Annotated in this window: 17 protein-coding genes; 12 read left to right on the forward strand and 5 right to left on the reverse strand. The window is 59.0% G+C overall.

The window, feature by feature from the left end:
• Positions 1-10: 10 nt before the first annotated feature.
• Complete coding sequence (locus FF098_RS15675; protein WP_155142303.1) at positions 11-853, reverse strand: AAA family ATPase; 843 nt, start codon at positions 851-853, stop codon at positions 11-13.
• 438 nt (positions 854-1,291) lie between these two features.
• On the opposite strand from FF098_RS15675, the gene FF098_RS15680 reads away from it, so the two are divergent.
• Positions 1,292-1,933 carry a lysozyme gene (locus tag FF098_RS15680; protein ID WP_166426587.1) on the forward strand — a complete coding sequence of 214 codons (642 nt, stop codon included), beginning with the start codon at positions 1,292-1,294 and terminating at the stop codon, positions 1,931-1,933.
• Between the two features lie 9 nt (positions 1,934-1,942).
• On the opposite strand, the gene FF098_RS15685 is transcribed toward FF098_RS15680, so the two are convergent.
• Positions 1,943-2,884 (reverse strand): isopenicillin N synthase family dioxygenase, encoded by a 942-nt coding sequence (locus tag FF098_RS15685; RefSeq protein ID WP_205967536.1) that lies wholly within the window; start codon positions 2,882-2,884, stop codon positions 1,943-1,945.
• 77 nt (positions 2,885-2,961) lie between these two features.
• On the reverse strand, positions 2,962-3,795 hold the full coding sequence (locus FF098_RS15690) for an aldo/keto reductase (RefSeq protein ID WP_155142309.1): 834 nt from the start codon (positions 3,793-3,795) through the stop codon (positions 2,962-2,964).
• 187 nt (positions 3,796-3,982) lie between these two features.
• On the opposite strand from FF098_RS15690, the gene gabT reads away from it, so the two are divergent.
• The 4 genes from gabT to FF098_RS15710 all read left to right on the forward strand — a co-directional run bounded on the left by gabT (position 3,983) and on the right by FF098_RS15710 (position 7,130).
• Entirely contained in the window at positions 3,983-5,302 is a 1,320-nt protein-coding gene (gene gabT, locus FF098_RS15695; protein ID WP_155142311.1) for a 4-aminobutyrate--2-oxoglutarate transaminase, read from the forward strand.
• A complete protein-coding gene (locus tag FF098_RS15700; protein ID WP_205967537.1) occupies positions 5,299-5,949 on the forward strand; it encodes a fumarylacetoacetate hydrolase family protein in 651 nt (216 codons plus the stop codon). The genes gabT and FF098_RS15700 overlap by 4 nt, the downstream gene beginning before the upstream one ends.
• A 146-nt stretch (positions 5,950-6,095) precedes the next feature.
• The gene (locus tag FF098_RS15705) at positions 6,096-6,557 is read left to right on the forward strand and encodes a GAF domain-containing protein (RefSeq protein ID WP_155142313.1); all 462 of its coding nucleotides are present in this window, start codon (positions 6,096-6,098) and stop codon (positions 6,555-6,557) included.
• A 24-nt stretch (positions 6,558-6,581) separates the two neighbouring features.
• Positions 6,582-7,130 carry a hypothetical protein gene (locus FF098_RS15710; protein WP_155142315.1) on the forward strand — a complete coding sequence of 183 codons (549 nt, stop codon included), beginning with the start codon at positions 6,582-6,584 and terminating at the stop codon, positions 7,128-7,130.
• A gap of 3 nt (positions 7,131-7,133) precedes the next feature.
• On the opposite strand, the gene FF098_RS15715 is transcribed toward FF098_RS15710, so the two are convergent.
• Entirely contained in the window at positions 7,134-7,664 is a 531-nt protein-coding gene (locus tag FF098_RS15715) for a PH domain-containing protein (protein ID WP_155142317.1), read from the reverse strand.
• 1,086 nt (positions 7,665-8,750) lie between these two features.
• Between FF098_RS15715 and FF098_RS15720 the strand changes: the two genes are divergently transcribed.
• From FF098_RS15720 to ettA, 3 genes are all read left to right on the forward strand, one after another.
• Positions 8,751-9,491 (forward strand): hypothetical protein, encoded by a 741-nt coding sequence (locus tag FF098_RS15720; RefSeq protein ID WP_155142319.1) that lies wholly within the window; start codon positions 8,751-8,753, stop codon positions 9,489-9,491.
• Positions 9,492-9,665: 174 nt separating this feature from the next.
• The gene (locus FF098_RS15725) at positions 9,666-10,325 is read left to right on the forward strand and encodes an RDD family protein (protein ID WP_155142321.1); all 660 of its coding nucleotides are present in this window, start codon (positions 9,666-9,668) and stop codon (positions 10,323-10,325) included.
• An 82-nt stretch (positions 10,326-10,407) separates the two neighbouring features.
• On the forward strand, positions 10,408-12,093 hold the full coding sequence (gene ettA / locus FF098_RS15730) for an energy-dependent translational throttle protein EttA (RefSeq protein WP_155142323.1): 1,686 nt from the start codon (positions 10,408-10,410) through the stop codon (positions 12,091-12,093).
• A gap of 88 nt (positions 12,094-12,181) precedes the next feature.
• Here ettA and FF098_RS15735 read toward each other — a convergent pair whose 3' ends face one another.
• Positions 12,182-12,538 carry an EF-hand domain-containing protein gene (locus FF098_RS15735; protein ID WP_155142325.1) on the reverse strand — a complete coding sequence of 119 codons (357 nt, stop codon included), beginning with the start codon at positions 12,536-12,538 and terminating at the stop codon, positions 12,182-12,184.
• A gap of 288 nt (positions 12,539-12,826) precedes the next feature.
• Between FF098_RS15735 and FF098_RS15740 the strand changes: the two genes are divergently transcribed.
• From FF098_RS15740 to FF098_RS15755, 4 genes are all read left to right on the forward strand, one after another.
• On the forward strand, positions 12,827-13,834 hold the full coding sequence (locus FF098_RS15740; RefSeq protein ID WP_166426588.1) for an ArsR/SmtB family transcription factor: 1,008 nt from the start codon (positions 12,827-12,829) through the stop codon (positions 13,832-13,834).
• Complete coding sequence (gene metF / locus FF098_RS15745; protein WP_155142328.1) at positions 13,827-14,699, forward strand: methylenetetrahydrofolate reductase [NAD(P)H]; 873 nt, start codon at positions 13,827-13,829, stop codon at positions 14,697-14,699. The genes FF098_RS15740 and metF overlap by 8 nt, the downstream gene beginning before the upstream one ends.
• A gap of 4 nt (positions 14,700-14,703) precedes the next feature.
• Entirely contained in the window at positions 14,704-17,343 is a 2,640-nt protein-coding gene (metH, locus tag FF098_RS15750; protein ID WP_155142331.1) for a methionine synthase, read from the forward strand.
• A gap of 478 nt (positions 17,344-17,821) precedes the next feature.
• Entirely contained in the window at positions 17,822-18,514 is a 693-nt protein-coding gene (locus FF098_RS15755; RefSeq protein ID WP_155142333.1) for a molecular chaperone DjiA, read from the forward strand.
• Positions 18,515-18,532: the final 18 nt, after the last annotated feature.

Below are 18,532 nucleotides of genomic sequence, written 5' to 3' on the forward strand. Positions count from 1 at the left end.
GCAAGCTGCGTTAGCTTTCGCGCCGGGCGAGGAAAGCGAGCCGCTCGAAGAGGTGCACGTCCTGCTCGTTTTTCAGGAGCGCACCATGCAGCGGCGGAATTGCCTTGCGCGGATCGCGTTCGCGCAGCACGCTTTCATCGACATCATCGGACATCAGCAGCTTCAGCCAGTCGAGCAGTTCCGACGTGGACGGTTTCTTCTTCAGTCCAGGCGTCTCGCGCAGGGCGTAGAAGACTTTCAGCGCTTCCGCGACGAGGGATTTCTTGATGCCCGGGAAATGGACCTCGACGATCTCGTTCATCGTGTCGGTATCAGGGAACTTGATATAGTGGAAGAAACAGCGTCGCAGGAAGGCGTCCGGCAGTTCCTTCTCATTGTTCGATGTGATGACGATGATCGGGCGCTGGCGTGCACGGACGGTTTCGCCGGTCTCGTAGACGAAGAACTCCATGCGGTCGAGTTCCTGCAACAAATCGTTGGGAAACTCGATGTCTGCCTTGTCGATCTCGTCGATCAGCAGGATCGGGCGTTTCTCCGACGTGAACGCCTCCCACAGCTTGCCGCGCTTGATGTAGTTGGCTACGTCCGTTGCACGCTCGTCGCCAAGCTGCGAATCGCGCAGGCGTGCGACGGCGTCATATTCATAGAGGCCCTGACGCGCTTTCGTCGTCGACTTGATATGCCATTCGATCAGCGGCGCATCCATCGCGTCGGCCATCTCCTGTGCCAGCACGGTCTTGCCCGTGCCTGGCTCGCCCTTGATCAGTAGAGGCCGCTCCAGGGTGACAGCGGCATTGACCGCGACCTTCAGGTCATCCGTTGCGATATAGTCTTTCGTGCCTTCGAATTTCATGCGTCGTCCATTCAGGTGTCTGTTTCATGGCGAAGATAGCAGGGCTGACCATCAGGACAAGGCAGGCCTGCAGTGGCTGGAGACAGAGCGTCACTCAGTACCGGGAGGGTCGCGTGCCCGACATGAAGAGCGGCGGGTTTCGCGAGGGGCAGGTGCCGGGTTTGAGTGGTGTGAAAGGGGAATCAACCCATCGAAAAACCTGATATTTTCATTGCGAAACTGTCAGAAATCGAGTTTGGCAGATGATGGAACCCCGAAAAAATGGTCTGCGGTATCGAAAAAATTGTCCATTAAAATCAGTATTGTAACTGGTTTTCAGCAGAAAAATGCGCCTGCGGAGTGTCCTTTAATAGTTCGTAACATCTTATCGGGGAACTTTACATGGTAAAAAAGGGGCGTATATCCGCGCTTCGAACAGAAACCATCTTGGGCAGAGTAATGAAAACCAGGACTTTCTCGACACTGGCGGCCGCTGGCCTTCTTTGTGCTGTTGCCGTGTCATTCGCCAATGGCGTACCGTACCACAAGAACCAGATGAGCCCTATCGCGCTCGCTGATGTTCCGACCCCGGCGGTCAAGCCAGACCCCTCGCTCATCCCGCGCGATGTGGCGTCGCTGGAGGTCAATGAGGCGGCTATCGAGCTGATCATGACCAATGAAGGTCTCGAGCTTGAGCCCTACAAGTTCAATGGCGCCTGGTATATCGGCTATGGCCATGGCCGTACCGCGAAACCGGGCATGCAGATCACGCCGGAGGATGCGCTGACCTTGCTGCGTGAAGACCTTCGCGCATTCGAGGATGATGTTCGCCGGCTGGTGAAAGTGCCGTTGACGGAAAATCAGTTCTCGGCGCTCGTTTCCTTCGTCTATAATTGCGGCGAGGGCACCTTCGCGCGCTCCTCCATCCTGCGCCATATCAATAATGGCGACATGGACAAGGCCGCCGATGCGTTGATGCTGTATACCAAGGCGCAGATCGGCGAGGAAAAGCGTGAACTGCGCAGCCTCGTCAAACGCCGCCAGGGCGAACGTCGTATCTTCCTCGGCCAGCCGCAGCTCGACAAGACGCTACGGACGTAAGGTCCATACCTATTTCTTCAGGCCAATCGCTTCCAGCCTTTGCTGGAGGAACTCGTCTGCAGTGATGTCCGGCATTTCATTGCCGTCGCGGAATTGCGGCAGGCAGGAGAGCTGTGCTTCCGGGCGAGGATGCAGGAAGAATGGCATGGAGTACCGCGACACGTTCGGACCGTCCGGATTGACGACGCGGTGCGTCGTCGCCGGGATATGGTTGTTGGTGATGCGGGCAAGCATATCGCCGGCATCGACAATCAGCGCGTTTTTCGAGCCTTCCACGGGCAGCCATTCGCCATTGCGGTCGAGCAGTTCGAGACCGGAGGAGGAGGCCGCCACGAGGATCGTGATCAGATTGATGTCCTCATGGGCGGCGGCACGGACGGCATCCGGGTCGGCATCGTCCGGCACCGGCGGGTAATGAAGTAGGCGGAGGATCGAGTTGCCCTCGAAGGTCATGGCGCGGAAATACTCCGTGTCCACCTCAAGGGATGGCGCGAGCGCCTCCAGCATGACCTGGCCGGCTTCTTCCAGTGCCTTGTAGAGGGTGAGGAAGACCTCTTTGAAATTCTCCGGATGATCCGGCCAGAAATTGGGCTGGTAGACGCCGCGCATGTCGCTGTACTCTGCCGGTTCCTGGCCGATATGCCAGAATTCCTTCAGGTCGGGCGCCTTGCCGCCGACGGCCTGCTCGCGACCGGTCCTGGTGTAGCCGCGCTGGCCGCCGAGACCTGAGTCACAGCGCATCTTCTCTTCCATCGGCTGGCTGAAGAATTCGGCGCTGGCGATATAGGCGCGGTCGAGCAAATCCTCGGAAATGCCGTGATCGCGCAGGATGATGAAGCCGAAATAGCGGAAGCCCTCATACAGGGCCGCAACGAAATCGGCACGCGCGGCGGCATCACCATGGGTGAAATCGCGCAAGGAAAGCTCGGGTACTTCGGTGAATGTCTGCATGGCGTTTTTCCTATCCCACGCCATGCAGCTTGACTAGTCCCGGGGTGTATCCGGGACATTCTGTCCTTTTGCTGGCTTCAAGCCGCGACGCCGGTATCCCATTGCGGGGCCCAATCGGGGTCGATGATACGACCGTCCGGCTCGACGAGGGCAAAGATTTTCTTCATCTCCTCGTCCGTCAGCTCGAAATCGAAAATATCGAAATTCTCCTCGATATGCTCGCGGCTCGTCGCCTTGGGGATGGCGGCGACATTGGGCTGCTGGATCATCCAGCGCAGGACAACCTGTCCCGGTGCCTTGCCATGAGCCTCGGCGATATCCTTGACGACCTGATGTTTCAGGCTGTCGCCCCGGCCAAGAGGGCTGTAGGCGGTGAACAGCATATCGGCATTGCGCACCACATTCAGGATCGGGTCCTGGTCGAGTTCCGGGTGATATTCGGCCTGCAGGCAGGCAAGGTCCGGACAGGCGTCGAGCGCCTCCGTCAGCTGGCTGGCATTGTAGTTGGAAATACCGATCGCACGGGCCTTGCCGGCTTTCTTCACTTCAGCGAGTTCCTGCACCTGATCGGCGATGGGACGGCTCGTCATCGGCCAGTGCAGCAGCAGGAGGTCGACATAATCGGTGCCGAGGTGATCGAGGCTCCTGTCTGCGGCGTCTGCGATGCGGGAACGCTCGATATCATCATTCCAGATCTTCGTCGTCAGGAAGATGTCCTCGCGCGCTACGCCACCTTCTTTCAGGGCAAGGCCGACTTCTTTCTCGTTTTCATAAATCGCGGCTGTGTCGATATGGCGATAGCCGGTGTCGAGGGCGATCTTCACCGCGTCGATGGCGTCATCGCCCTTCAGTTTCCACGTGCCGAAGCCGAGACGGGGGATGACGAGGTCGCCATGGGAAAAGTTTTTCATCGCTGATACTCCTGAAAAGACTGATGGGCAGATTTTTCGTGTTCGATGGGATCAACACCTGGCCCCTGTAGACTGTTCCGCGCGTCGGCCCGGGCGCACAGTCTGTCGAGCCGGGCTTGTTCTTCCCATCGGCGGGGTCTAATCCTCAATCAAACGTCCGAAACTCCAAAACTTCCGGGAGACATGCATGAGCAATCATGGCCAGAACGAATTCCAGTCCAACGAAGTGCTTGTCGCGCGCCGCAACGATGCGTGCCCGAAAGGCCTGCCGTCCAAGTCCGGCATCTATGCCGAGCGGGCACAGGGCGCCGAGATCTGGGATGTCGAGGGCAACCGCTATATCGATTTCATTGCCGGGATCGGCGTCCTGAATGTCGGCCACCGGCACCCGAAGGTGCAGGAAGCGATCAAGGCGCAACTCGACAAGGTGGTGCACACCTGTTTCGGGGTTGCCCAGTATGAGAGCTATATCGAGCTGGCAGAGCGCCTGAACAAGCTGGTCGCCAATGGCCGTTCGACGCCCTACAAGACGATGTTCATGAACACCGGCTCGGAAGCGACCGAGCATGTGTGCAAGTTCGCCCGCCGCATTACCGGGCGTACCGGGCTGATCTCCTTTGAAGGCTCGTTCCATGGCCGCACGCTGCTGGCGACGGCCCTGACCGGCAAGGCCGTGCCCTACAAGGTTGGTTTCGGGCCTCTGCCGGGCGATGTCTTCCACGCGCCATATCCGGACCCCTACAAGGGCATGTCGAGCGAGGGCGCGCTGAACTGCCTGAAACACATCATGCAGACGTCGATCAGGCCAGAAGACGTTGCCGCGATCATCATCGAGCCGGTGCAGGGCGAGGGCGGTTTCGTGCCCGCGCCGAAGGAGTTCCTGCAGGGCCTCAGGAAGCTGTGCGATGAACACGGCATCCTGTTCATCGCCGACGAAGTCCAGACCGGCTTTGCCCGGACCGGCAAGATGTTCGCAATCGAAAACTCGGGCGTCGAGCCGGATTTCCTCGTCTGCGCCAAGTCCATTGCGGGCGGCCTGCCGCTGTCGGCTGTCATTGGCAAGCAGGAGCTGTTCGACAAGATCGAGCCGGGTGGCATGGGCTCGACCTATGGCGGTAACCCGGTCGCCTGCGCCGCTGCGCTCGCCGTGCTTGACGTGATCGAGGAGGAGGGGCTGATTGCCCGGGCCGAGGAAATCGGCGCGAAACTCGAAGCGCGGTGGAAGGACATGCAGGCCGGCATCGCCAAGGGCCTGTTCGGCGATGTGCGCCGGGTCGGGGCCATGGCGGCGGTCGAATGCGTCGTCGATGGCGACCCGAACCAGCCGAACGCCGAGATGGCTGCCGCGATCCAGGGCAAGTGCCGCGACAACGGCCTGATCTTCCTGACCGCGGGCAAGAAGGCTCAAGTGATCCGCACCCACGTACCGCTGGTGGCAAGTGACGAGCTGATCGACGAGGGCCTCGACATTTTCGAGAAATCCGTCCGTCAGGTTCTCGAGGGGTGAGCGACTTCATCTTCCCGCTGATGAAACAGCCAGCCGTGCCGGTGACCGGCGATGGGCTGTTCCCGGTGCGCCGGATATTCTGTGTCGGGAAGAATTACGCTGATCACCAGGCCGAGATGGGCGATGCGAAAGGCACGCCGCCCGTTTTCTTCACCAAGCCAGCCGATGCGGTCTGCCCGGGCGGTGACATTCCGTTTCCGCTGGCGACCGAGAATTTGCATTATGAAGCGGAACTGGTCGTCGCGTTGGGGGAGGACCGTTCAGTCTATGGCTATGCTGTTGGCTGCGACCTGACACGGCGTGACCTGCAGGCGGTCGCCAAGAAAGCCGGTGCGCCATGGGACACGGCCAAGGCGTTCGACAACAGCGCGGTCATCGGGTCAGTCACGCCGGTTGCTGCGTGCGGTAATCTCAACGAGGCGGCGATCCGCCTGAGCGTGAATGGCGAAGCCCGGCAGGATGGGAGCCTGTCGCAGATGATCTGGTCGGTCGCGGAAATCATCGACAAACTTTCAGGTTACTTTGACCTGAAGCCCGGTGACCTGATCTATACCGGCACACCCGCGGGTGTCGGGCCGATCGGTGTTGGCGACGAAGTCTCCATCAGCATTGACGGGCTGGAGCCGGTGACCCTCAGGATGGTCTGAAGGCTGCCCCCGTGGTCCTGCAATGCCAGCATGGTTTTCACAAGCGGAATATTTTTGCGTAACGGGCTGGAAGTTCGTTCTCCGTCGTGGTGTGGTGTTTCACTTAAGCCTTGGGGGAGGCGCTGAAGACGACCCGAGGAGATGTCATGAGCGAGACCAAACAGGAAATCTACGCACGCGTGTCGAAGGAAATCATCTCTGTGCTGGAAGATGAGACCGATGACATTGCCCGCATGGCGACGATCTCCTGCCTGCTGCATCAGGCCTTCGACAACCGTGTCTGGACCGGCTTCTACATAACCGATCAGCACAAGGACAAAGAGCTGGTCGTCGGGCCTTATCAGGGCACGCTCGGTTGTCTGCGCATTCCTTTCGACAAGGGCGTGTGCGGCGCGGCGGCCTCGACCCGCGAAACACAGGTCGTCGATGATGTGCATGACTTCCCCGGCCATATCGCCTGCGACAGCCGCTCTGTCAGCGAGATCGTGGTGCCGGTGCTGCGCGATGATCGCGTCATCGCTGTTCTCGATATCGACTCGGACCTGCCTGCGCAGTTCGATGAAGTCGACCGCGACGCGCTGGAAGAACTGGTCGACGAGATTTTCTGACAATCCTGTGGGGTGGGGTATTTCATGACGCTCAAGGACATGCCGGTCTTCGTCATCATTATCATACTGACCTTTATTGTTCACGAGGCCGGGCACTGGCTGGTAGGGCAGTCGATGGGCTATGACATGTATCTCTCGATCAATCGCGTCGGGGCTGTCGGCGATACGCCATCGGCAATGGAGGCGATGTGGATCAAGGCTGGAGGGCCGCTGGTGACGCTGGCGCAGGGGATCATTGGCTTCGCGCTGGTCTGGGTGGCGCGCTCGCGATTAGCTTTCCTTGTCGTCTTTGCGGCCTTTTTCATGCGCCTGCTCGCGGCAGGCATCAGCTTCATCAACCCCAATGACGAAGCCGCCATCGGCGCGGCCTTGGGCCTGCCTGTCTGGTTGGTGCCGGGGCTGGCTGTCGCCTTCCTTTTCCTGCTGGCCGTGCTTGCAACGCGACGAATGCAGTTTGGCTGGCGCACATGGCTGCTGTGCTGGATCGTCGGCTCGATCGTCACGACGGGCATCGTTTTCGGGGATGATTATATCCCGTACTGGCACCCGGTCAGTGGCTGGACGATTGGCTAGGGGTCAGTCCGCGTCGCCTGACAGCTCGTCACGCGAATAGCGGCGCAGGTTCGATTTGGCCGACTCGATGGTGCGGCGCAGGTCTATCGGGTTGTCGATCGCCGGCAGCTCGATGATGCCGACGCCGGTGCCGCGCAGGATCAGCGAGCCATAGCCGAACAGGCGCCCGAAAATCGACTGGCGCAGCTGGATTTCCTCGATCTTGTTGAGGCTGACTTCCTTTGTATCGCGGGAGACGAGACCGGTCTTGTAGACGAAGCGATAGGTCGTCACGACGATCTCCGTTGTCCACAGCTCTACCATGTGAAACAGCAGGATGAGCGAGCCGAAAAAGGCAGCAACGAGGGCGGCGACATAGCCGATCATAAGGTCGGCAAAGCTCTTGCCTGTGATCGCCTGGCCAATGATGAAGATGATCAGGGGTGCCAGGCCGAGCAGGAAAAAGAAGACATTCCAGAAAGAATAGGTCCAGTTGAAATTGGCGCGCGTGATGATTTCCTCATCATCCGCCAGTGTCTTCGATACGTAACTCATTGCCCGTTCCCCAACAGCTCTACCCTCATATAAGCAGTCTAGCGGCAATCACCAGAGCGGGGAAAGGGTATTTTGACTGCTGCCGCCAACGGGCACGAGGCGCCAAATGCCTGTTATATATCGATATTTATTTATAACATCACATTATCATAAAATTATCATCAATCCGAATATGGCCGTATGAATGATATTCAAATATAGATGCTTTCAAGTCGAATAAAACTGTAATCACAATATTGGTGAAACTCATCTTGCGCCCTTGATGGTTGTGTCTGTGGGGTGTATACAGGGTGCGGATGTGGGAGAGAGCATCCGCTCCAGACCAGGTATCATTGGCCACGGAACCAGACCCACGTTCCCTCCCTGCGATGAACCCTTGCCCAGGTTTCTGCGCAGGGACCCGGTCAATGGACTCGGGCCGATCGCCACAGGGGTTCTGATACGCCCCTTGTGGCAACTGACCCGCTCCAGGGCACCGTACCGTTTGCCCTGCGGTACGGTGCCTGCCCCTCTCTGAACTTCTGCCCCGGCCCGCAACAGCCGGGGTATTTTTTGTGGGGAGGGGAAGGCGGGTGCCGCCTTGCATGCACTTGGCGAGACTAAAACTGCACAAACAGCGCCGCCAGCCTGAGGGCTGCGAACGTAAAGCAAGAGGAAGGCCCGTGGAGAGTATTATCCAGAGCGTGTTTTAGCTTTGAGAGCGTTGAGCTTCGGAAAAGCTTTTCACTCTCCACGGCGGCAATCTGGTGCGCGGCCCTGAGGGAGCTCTCGCGCCTATCCGTCTGGACAGGATGCCGATTCCTGTCACGGACGCCGACGCGCGCCCGCTCCTCCCTCTCTTGTGGAGAGGCGACAGGTATGCCTGCTGGATGGTGCTGCCCGCAGGTAAGGGCAGCGCCAACCCTGTTTCCGGTCCTCACCGGCCACAACGCGAACATAAACGGGCCTCCGGACGCGGGGATAAGTTTGTGGCCAGGTGGGTGATGGCGGGCTAGGCTGGCTACAGGGAAGAGGAGAGGCCAATGCTGTTTCACGCGAGGATAACGATTGGCGAACCGGAGTGATGTGTCACTGGAGGGAGGGCCAATGATTCTCGATAATATCGTTCGCGCGCTGCGCACCCAGAACTGGCTCGCCGCTGGCATCGAGTTCATCATCGTCATCTGCGGCCTGGTAATCGGCCTGCAGATCAATGCCTGGTACGAGAACCATCAGGCAGCCGAGCGCGAAGCGAGCTATCTATTGCAGCTGGACGGAGAACTGACGGCGATCGTCGAAGAACTGGACAGCGGCAGGGAGGCGGCGGACGCATATTTCGGCTGGATCATGCTGTTTTTCGACGGCGTGGAAAATGGCGATCCGGAAGAAGCGCAGAAAGGATCCTGGGGGCTCAACGCGATCACCGAGGTGATTAGCGTAAACCTTGAGCCGGCAGCGTTGAGCGAGCTGATCAGCGCCGGGGAGCTGAGCCTGATCCGCAATCGCGAGCTGCGGGCCGCGCTGGCTTCGATACCCAATATGCAGAGGCGGTCTGACTCCGGCCTGGAGCAGATGGCGCTGGTGCTGTCGCCGATAGCCTCCGAGATTTCACTGCACTTCGAAACCCGGCTGGAGGACGTGGAGGATATATCCAAAAGGGAATACACCACCCGTACCGTGCAATTCGATTTCGAGGCCGTGGCGCAGAATGAGACCCTGCTGCGGCGGATCAATTATGCCGCCTTGCAAAACCGGTTTCTGGCAGATCATTTGCGCCGCAATCAGGCAGATGTTGTGGAAATACGCGACCAGGTGCGCGCCGAGATAGAGCGCAGGGGGCTTGGGTGAGGGGGCGTAAGGGGGTGTTTTACCGGACAGGATTAGTCAAGGAGCGCAGCCCGGCTCCGCCGGCGCGCCTCCGGCGCGTCCTTGACAAATCCTGACCGGAAAAACGATTGCTCCCCAAGCCTGTAAGGCAGAACCTGCCTTACAGGCATTGGCTGAAAAGGGATTGAGAGCGGAATGATCAGACCACCTCGTTGGATATTTTTCTTTGCGATCATGGGGTCACTTTTGGTGCTGCCATTGGCGCAACAGGAAACGCTTCTGCAATATTCCAACCAAGGCGAAGACATTGATGTCGAAATCAATCTGAGCCTTTACGGCTTGTCTGCTGCGGGCTTCTTGCTTGCCTTCCTTATCGTTGCGCGACAAAGGAAGACTGGCGATGCTCGTCTATATCCCGTCTATATCTGGGAGCGGCTGGTAGCGACATTTTTGGATATGGCGGTGATAGGAATTATCCTCACCAATGTCGCCGGGTTCATCATGATTTGGATGGAAGCTCAGTACACACAAGAATTCAACTGGCGCTTTCAGCGCGATTTTACACGAGACACTGACTGGATCGGTACTCTGGCTGTTCTCTCTGCATGGTTTGTCATTCCAGTATTCTATTACGTCCACAACCGAGTTCATGTTTCGACCCCAGGCCAGTATGTGGTCGGGTATCGAGTTGTGCCGACCGAAAATGAGGCTAAGCCGTTGCTACGGGCATTGCTGGCGATAGTGGGGCTCTTCGTATGGCCATTTTCCCTGTATGGTGCGGCGAAAGACAAAGAGAAGCTGTTCTGGTGGGACAAGCTGAGCAATTCGAGGCCTGTTCGGACTTTGGTGGAATAAGCCCTTCCCCATTGCCCCAGACCCTCGCACCCGCTAAACACGCCGATCATAATCACCTTATTCTGATCGGACGCGAGACACGATGTCGAAGAAATACCAGTATATCTATCACATGCACGGGCTCTCCAAGAGTTATGGCTCCAAGAAGATCCTCGACAATGTGCACCTGCAGTTCTTCCCGGACGCCAAGATCGGCGTTGTCGGCGTCAACGGCGCGGGTAAGTCGACGCTGCTGAAGATCATGGCCGGGGTCGATACCGAGTTCAACGGCGAGGCCGCGCCCGCCGCCGGCGCCAAGGTCGGCTACCTGCCGCAGGAGCCGAAGCTGGACGAGAGCAAGACCGTGTTCGAGAACGCGGCCGAGGGCGTCGCGCCGATCAAGGCCAAGGTCGATGCCTATAACGAGATCGCCATGAAGCTGGCGGAAGACTATTCCGACGAGCTGATGGAGCAGATGTCGGCAATGCAGGAAGAGATCGACGCGCTCGACGCGTGGGACATCGACGCCAAGGTCAACATGGCGATGGAAGCGCTGCGCTGCCCGCCGGGCGACTGGCCGGTGAAGGACCTGTCGGGCGGGGAGGCGCGCCGCGTCGCGCTTGCGCGGCTTCTGCTGTCGCAGCCGGACCTGATGCTGCTCGACGAACCGACCAACCACCTCGACGCGGAGTCTGTCGCGTGGCTGCAGAACTACCTGCATAATTATCACGGCGCCGTCGTGCTGGTGACCCACGACCGCTATTTCCTCGACCAGGTGACGGGCTGGATCCTCGAGCTCGACCGGGCCAAGGGCATTCCGCACGAGGGCAATTACTCCAGCTGGCTGCAGGCCCGCGCCAAGCGGCTGGAGCAGGAGCAGCGTGAGGAGAAATCGCGCCAGCGCTCCATGTCGCAGGAACTGGAATGGATCAACGCTTCGCCCAAGGCGCGCCAGGCCAAGTCGAAAGCGCGGATCAACGCCTTTGACGAGCTGGTGCAGAAATCGACCAAGAAGGATGTCGGCCAGGCGCAGATCCAGATCCCGCCGGGCCCGCGCCTTGGCGGTGTCGTGGTCGAGGCAGAGAACCTCAAGAAGGGGTTCGGCGACAAGCTGCTGATCGACGGGCTGTCCTTCCGCCTGCCGCCGGGCGGGATCGTCGGCGTGATCGGCCCGAACGGTGCCGGCAAGACGACCCTGTTCAAGATGCTGACCGGTGTCGAGACCCCGGACGAGGGGAGTTTGCGTGTCGGCGAGACGGTGAAGATCGGCTATGTCGACCAGTCGCGCGAAGACCTCGACCCCAAGAAGAACGTATGGGAGGAGATCTCCTCCGGTCTCGATATTCTGACCCTTGGTGCCAAGGAATCAGGTGCCCAGCGCGAGGTGCCGTCGCGGGCCTATGTCTCGTGGTTCAACTTCAAGGGCGGTGACCAGCAGAAGAAGGTCGGCGATCTTTCCGGCGGTGAACGCAACCGGGTGCAGCTCGCCAAGATGCTGCGCGAAGGCTCCAACCTGCTGCTGCTCGACGAGCCGACCAACGATCTCGACGTCGATACGCTTCGCGAGCTGGAAGCGGCGCTGGACGATTATCCGGGCTGCGCGGTGATCATCTCCCACGACCGCTGGTTCCTCGACCGGATTGCGACGCATATCCTCGCCTTCGAGGGTGATTCCCACGTCGAATGGTTCGAGGGGAATTTCGAGGATTATATCGAGGACAAGAAACGCCGCCTCGGCCCGGATGCGGATATCCCGAAGCGCATCCAGTATCGCAAGATGAGCCGTTAAGGTACTGATCGAAAAAAATAATGGCAGATAAAGAAAAGCCCGGGTAACTCCCGGGCTTTTCCATGTGCAAGTATGTTGGCGCCAAATCCTACGTCGCCAGGGTCGAATCCAGGTTGATGCGGCTCGCCTTGCCCAGCTCGTCGCGGCTGAGATACCCGTCGCGATTGCTGTCATAGTGGCGGAAAACGCCTTCATAGCCGTCATTGTTGCGGATGTTGATCGAGGTGACGTCGCCAAGTGCAGCATAGCGATCGACATAGCTGCTGTACTCGGTCAGGCTCAGCTGGCCGTCATCATCATTGTCGACTGTGTCGAACAGCCCGTTCGGATCGTAAACGTCAGGATCGACAGCGCGGGTGACAGAAGTCTGCGCCATGGCCGGCACGAGGCCCGCCATCAAGCCGCCAAGGGCTGTCGCCAGAATGATTGTCTTTAACTGTCTCATGTTTATCTCCAGACACCGTGTCGTAATCAAACACCACTGCCCGACTGCGTGTTCCTAAATTGTGCGGAAAGCTCCCCGCCCGCTCGCGTATTCTCACCCTATATGTGACTGAACTATGGCATTGCAACATTCACGCCGGTTTTCGCCATCCGATGGCGGGATCGTGTGCGTGCACAACTTTCAGGCTAAGTGCGCAGGCGCGATCCTTGAGCATTTACGGGAAGTAGCTTGACCATATAAAGATTTCTTTATATGTCTCGTGGCCAAAGCAGAATTGCAGAGATTTGCATGCCTCAGCCACGACTCGACAGCTTTCTGACGGAAATTCGCGCCCTGGGGGAAGAAACCCGGCTGCGAATCGTCCTGTTGCTGTCACGCGGCGAACTGACCGTCTCCGAGCTGACCCAGATCCTGCAGCAGAGCCAGCCGCGTGTCTCGCGCCATGTGAACATCCTGGCCGATGGCGGGCTGGTGGAAGGGCACCGGGAGGGGGCGTGGGTGTTCTATCGCCTAAACCCGGCCTCCGTGCTGCTGGAAGGGCTGGAGGAAGTCCTGCCAGGCCTGCATCAGGGACGGGACGAGGTACTGGAACAGGACGGTGTGCGCCTGTCGGAGGTGATGGCGGCCCGCGCGGCGGTGGCGGCCGACTTCTTCCAGCGAAATGCCGAAAGCTGGGAAAACCTGCGCAGGCTCCATACGCCTGAGTCTGATATCGAGCAAAAGATGCGTGAACTGGCCGGCGATGCGCCGGTTGAAAAGTTCATCGACCTTGGCACCGGCACGGGGCGCATGCTGATCGTCTTCCGGGACCTGTATGAGCAGGCCGTTGGCTATGACGTCTCTCGGGAAATGCTGGCCGTTGCCCGCACATTGCTGGGCGATGCCGGTGTCGATAACGCCCAGGTGCGTCAGGGCGATATCTTCGATCTTGCGGATCAGGAGGGGAGTGCAGATTTCGTCTGTATTCACCATGTTTTGCATTTCCTTTCCGACCCGGTCGCGGCGGTGAAGGCGGCGCGCAAGCTGCTGCGCCCCGGCGGGCGCATGCTGGTTGTCGATTTCGCCCCGCACGGGCTGGAGCATCTGCGTGAGGACTATGCCCATCGCCGTCTCGGCTTTTCCGATGAGGATGCTGCCGACTGGGCAAAAGCCGCTGGTTTGGCTGTCTCCGGCAGCGAAACGCTGGCCCCCGGGGCGGACGAGCAGGACAGGCTGAGCGTGAAACTATGGCTGTTGAAGGCACCGCATGAATCCGGTGCGCAAGCGAAATATCTGAAAGAGAGTATCCATGTCTGACAAGCTGAAAATCAGCTTTGAATTCTTTCCGCCCAAGACGGAAAAGATGAGCGAGCAATTGTGGAGCGCGATCGAGCAGCTGGTGCCGCTGGGACCGGACTTCGTTTCCGTGACCTATGGCGCCGGCGGATCGACGCGTGACCGGACGCACCAGACGGTGTCGCGCATTATCGAAGAAACCCATGTGCCCGTTGCTGCGCACCTGACCACGGTCAATGCCACGAAAGACGAGATCAACCAGGTACTCGACGATTACTGGAATGCGGGTGTACGCCATATCGTTGCCCTGCGCGGTGACCCTCCCGGCGGTGTCGGCGAGAAATTCGAGGCGACTGAAGGCGGCTATTACAATGCCGCAGAGCTTGCCAAGGCGGCGACGGATCGCCATGGCTTCGAGGTCTCCGTGGGGTGTTACCCCGAGAAGCACCCGGAAAGCCCGGATTTTGCGCTCGATATCGAATTGCTGAAACAGAAAGTCGATGCCGGGGCGACGCGGGCAATCACCCAGTTCTTTTTCGATAATGATTGCTATTTCCGCTATGTCGACATGGTGAGGAAGGCGGGGATCACCATTCCGATCGTGCCGGGCATCATGCCGGTGAACAATTTCGGCGCGCTGACCCGCATGGCCGGGCTTTGCGGGGCGACCATACCGGGGCGCATCGGGCGGATGTTCGAAAACCTCGATGACGACCCTGAAACGCGCGAGCTGGTCGCGGCGACGCTGGCCGCAGAACAATGCCTCGACCTTGCCGAACACGGCATCGAGCATTTTCACTTCTATACGCTGAATCGCGCCAAGATGGCCTATGCGCTGAGCCATATGCTCGGTGTGCGCCCCAATTCCGGCAACAGTCAGGACTGATATAATGCAACCGACTTTCGTCAATATCGGTGAACGCACCAACGTCACCGGGTCCGCCCGCTTTCGCAAGCTGATCAAGGACGGCGATTATGAAGCCGCCCTCGATGTTGCACGCCAGCAGGTCGAGAACGGCGCCCAGATCATCGACGTGAACATGGATGAGGGGATGCTGGATGGCGTCGAGGCGATGCGCACCTTCCTGCGCCTGATCGCGTCGGAACCCGATATCAGCCGTGTACCGATCATGATCGATAGCTCCAAATGGGAAGTGATCGAGGAAGGGTTGAAAAACGTCCAGGGCAAGGCGATCGTCAACTCCATCTCGCTGAAGGAAGGCGAGGAGGAGTTCCTGTCCCATGCCCGCAAGATCATGCGATATGGCGCGGCCACGGTTGTCATGGCGTTCGACGAGGACGGGCAGGCCGACACCGAGGACCGGAAGTTCGAGATCTGCAAACGATCCTATGATCTGCTGGTCAATAACGGCTTCCCGGCGGAAGACATCATCTTCGATCCGAACATCTTTGCGGTGGCGACCGGCATCGAGGAGCATGACAATTACGCTGTCGATTTCATCGAGGCGACACGGCGGATAAAGGAAAACCTTCCGCATGCCCGCGTATCGGGCGGTGTGTCCAACATCTCCTTCTCTTTCCGTGGCAATGAGGCCGTACGCGAGGCGATGCATTCGGTGTTTCTCTATCATGCCATTCAGGCGGGCATGGATATGGGGATCGTCAATGCCGGGCAGCTGGCGATCTATGACGATATCGAAAAGGAACTGCGCGAGCTGGTCGAGGATGTGATCCTGAACCGCCGAAAGGGCGCGACCGATGCGCTGCTGGAGCGAGCCGACCGCTACAAGGGCGAAGGCGGCAAGAAGCGCGAGGAAGACCTGAGCTGGCGCGAGCAGCCGGTCGAAAAGCGGATCGAGCATGCGCTGGTAAAAGGCATCACCCAGTACATCATCGAGGACACGGAAGAGGCGCGGCAGAAACTGGACCGGCCCCTTTATGTGATCGAAGGGCCGCTGATGGATGGCATGAACATCGTTGGCGACCTGTTCGGTGCGGGCAAGATGTTCCTGCCGCAGGTGGTCAAGTCCGCCCGCGTCATGAAGCAGGCCGTCGCCTATCTCGAACCCTATATGGAAAAAGAGAAGGAAGAGCAGGGACTGGCCCAGGCACAGGCGAAGGGCAAGGTGCTGATGGCGACGGTGAAGGGCGATGTGCACGATATCGGCAAGAACATTGTCGGCGTCGTTCTTCAGTGTAACAACTATGAAGTCATCGACCTCGGCGTGATGGTGCCGGCGGACAGGATTCTCGAGGAGGCGAAAAAGCACGATGTCGATATCATCGGCCTGTCGGGCCTGATCACGCCGTCGCTGGACGAGATGGTGAATGTGGCCAGGGAGATGAAGCGGATCGGTCTGGATATCCCGCTGCTGATCGGCGGGGCGACGACGTCCAAGGCGCATACGGCGGTCAAGATCGAACCGAATTACGAGCATGGCGTGATCTATGTCACAGATGCCAGCCGTGCGGTGGGTGTCGTATCCACTCTGCTGTCGGAAGAACGCAAGCCTGATTATCTGACCGGTATTCGCGATGAATATGAGAAGGTGCGCGACAGCTATTCCAAGCGTCAGCAGACGGATAATCGCGTGCCGATCGCCAAGGCGCGGGACAACCGCGTGGAGATCGACTGGGCAGGCTATGAGCCGCCCAAGCCGAGTTTCACCGGCGTGAAGGCCTTCTGCGACTATGACCTCAAAGAGCTGGCCGAGTATATCGACTGGTCGCCCTTCTTTGCGTCATGGGATTTGCATGGCCGCTATCCGGCGATCCTGGAGGACGACAAGGTGGGCGAGGCGGCCCGCGACCTTTTCGAAGAAGCGAAGAAGATGCTGGAAAAGGTCATCGAGGAGAAATGGTTCACCGCCCATGGCGTGATCGGTTTCTGGCCGGCGCAATCGGTCGGCGACGATATCATTCTCTATGAGGATGAATCTTGCGAGACGCAGATCGCGGCGTTCCACGGCCTGCGCCAGCAGATGGAAAAACGCTCCGGCCAGCCGAATTATTGCCTGTCGGATTTCGTCGCGCCGAAGGACAGCGGCAAGGTCGATTATCTCGGCGCGTTTGCCGTTACCGCCGGCCACAATGAAGACGAGGTCTCGCAGAAATTCGCCAAGGCGGGAGACAATTATTCCTCGATCATGGCATCGGCGCTCGCCGACCGGCTGGCCGAAGCCTTTGCCGAGGCGATGCATGCGAAGGTGCGGCGTGAGCTGTGGGGCTATGCCGCCGATGAGGGCCTCGATAACCAGGCGCTGATCGAGGAGAAATATCAGGGTATTCGCCCGGCGCCCGGCTATCCGGCCCAGCCCGATCACACCGAGAAGGAAACGCTGTTCCGCCTGCTTAATGCGGAAGAGAATGCCGGGATGGAGCTGACCGAGAGTTTCGCGATGATGCCGGGGGCATCCGTTTCCGGCATCTATTTCAGCCACCCGCAGTCGGTCTATTTCGGCGTCGGCAAGGTCGCCCGCGACCAGGTCGAGGACTATGCCAAACGCAAGGGCAGGCCGGTGGCTGACATGGAAAAATGGCTCTCGCCGATCCTCGGCTACGAACCCTGATAATTTGGTAAAGTGTGGCCGGCTCCCCCGCTTGAGCCCGGCCCCTGAAGCGAACCAGTGGCTTAAAAGCCGCCGGTCAGAAAGATGGCGGCCATCATGACGACCGCGCCGAAAAGTGCCCCACCCACAAGGCAGCTGATCTCCGTCATATCCCCAATACCCTTTGCTGGTGGCTAGACTAAAGAGACGCAACAATTGCGTCTGAAGCTGAGCAGAAAAAAAAGGGCTTGAGAATAGGCCGTGTAGGCACCCCTGCGCATCCCTTGCGCTTATCGTCGATAAGCCATTGTTATCAGGTGGCGAAAAAATTTCACAAAACTGTGGAAAACTCGAGATTCACAAAAAGTATCAAAAGCATGATCGGGCAAGGGCTGACTCCTGTCGCGCCTTCGTCGCAATGAGCACGCAGAAAGTCACGATGCGCCGCGCGTGAAAAGTTTTTCTGGCCCGTAGCGGATGGCTTCGCTATGGAAAAATCATGACCTTGTGGCAACGCATACAGCAGTTCCTTGAAGAGGCGCGGGAGCGCACGCTCGGCGCCGTGATGGACGCCATACGCGCACGCAAGGCGCGGCGGGACGCGGCGGTGTTCTCCATCGCGCTGATCGCGCTGTCGGCGAAGATGGCCAAGGCGGACGGCTTCGTGACCGACGAGGAGGTCGTCGCCTTTGGTGATTTCTTTGCCTTCCCGCCGGAAGAGGCGAGCAAGGTGCGTATGGTTTATAACCTCGCACAGGAAGACGTTGCCGGGTTCGATCTCTATGCCAGGCAGGTCGGCGAGCTGTTCGGCGACGAACCGACGATCCTCGAAGACGTGCTCGACTGCCTGTTCCATATCGCGCTTGCCGACGGTGTGATGCATCCGCGCGAAATGGAATTGCTGCGCGAAGCGGCAGAGGCGTTTTCGATCAGCCCGGCGCAATGGCGCCGCATCAGCGCCGCGCATCTGGGGGCGGACAAGGACGACCCTTACGCTGTCCTCGGCCTGTCTCATGATGTATCTGATGCAGAGCTGAAAAAGGCCTATTACAAGCTGGTCAAGGATACCCACCCTGACACGCTGATTGCCCGCGGCGTGCCGGCGGAACTCGTGAAGATTTCCGAAGGCCGGATGGCAGCGATCAATACCGCCTATGAAAAGGCGGTTGCCGAGCGCAAGGCTGCCGTCTAGCCATCAGTCCGGCGATCA

This window comes from Aquisalinus luteolus, from assembly GCF_009712425.2.
In the GTDB taxonomy this organism is placed as follows: Bacteria; Pseudomonadota; Alphaproteobacteria; order Caulobacterales; family Parvularculaceae; genus Aquisalinus; species Aquisalinus luteolus.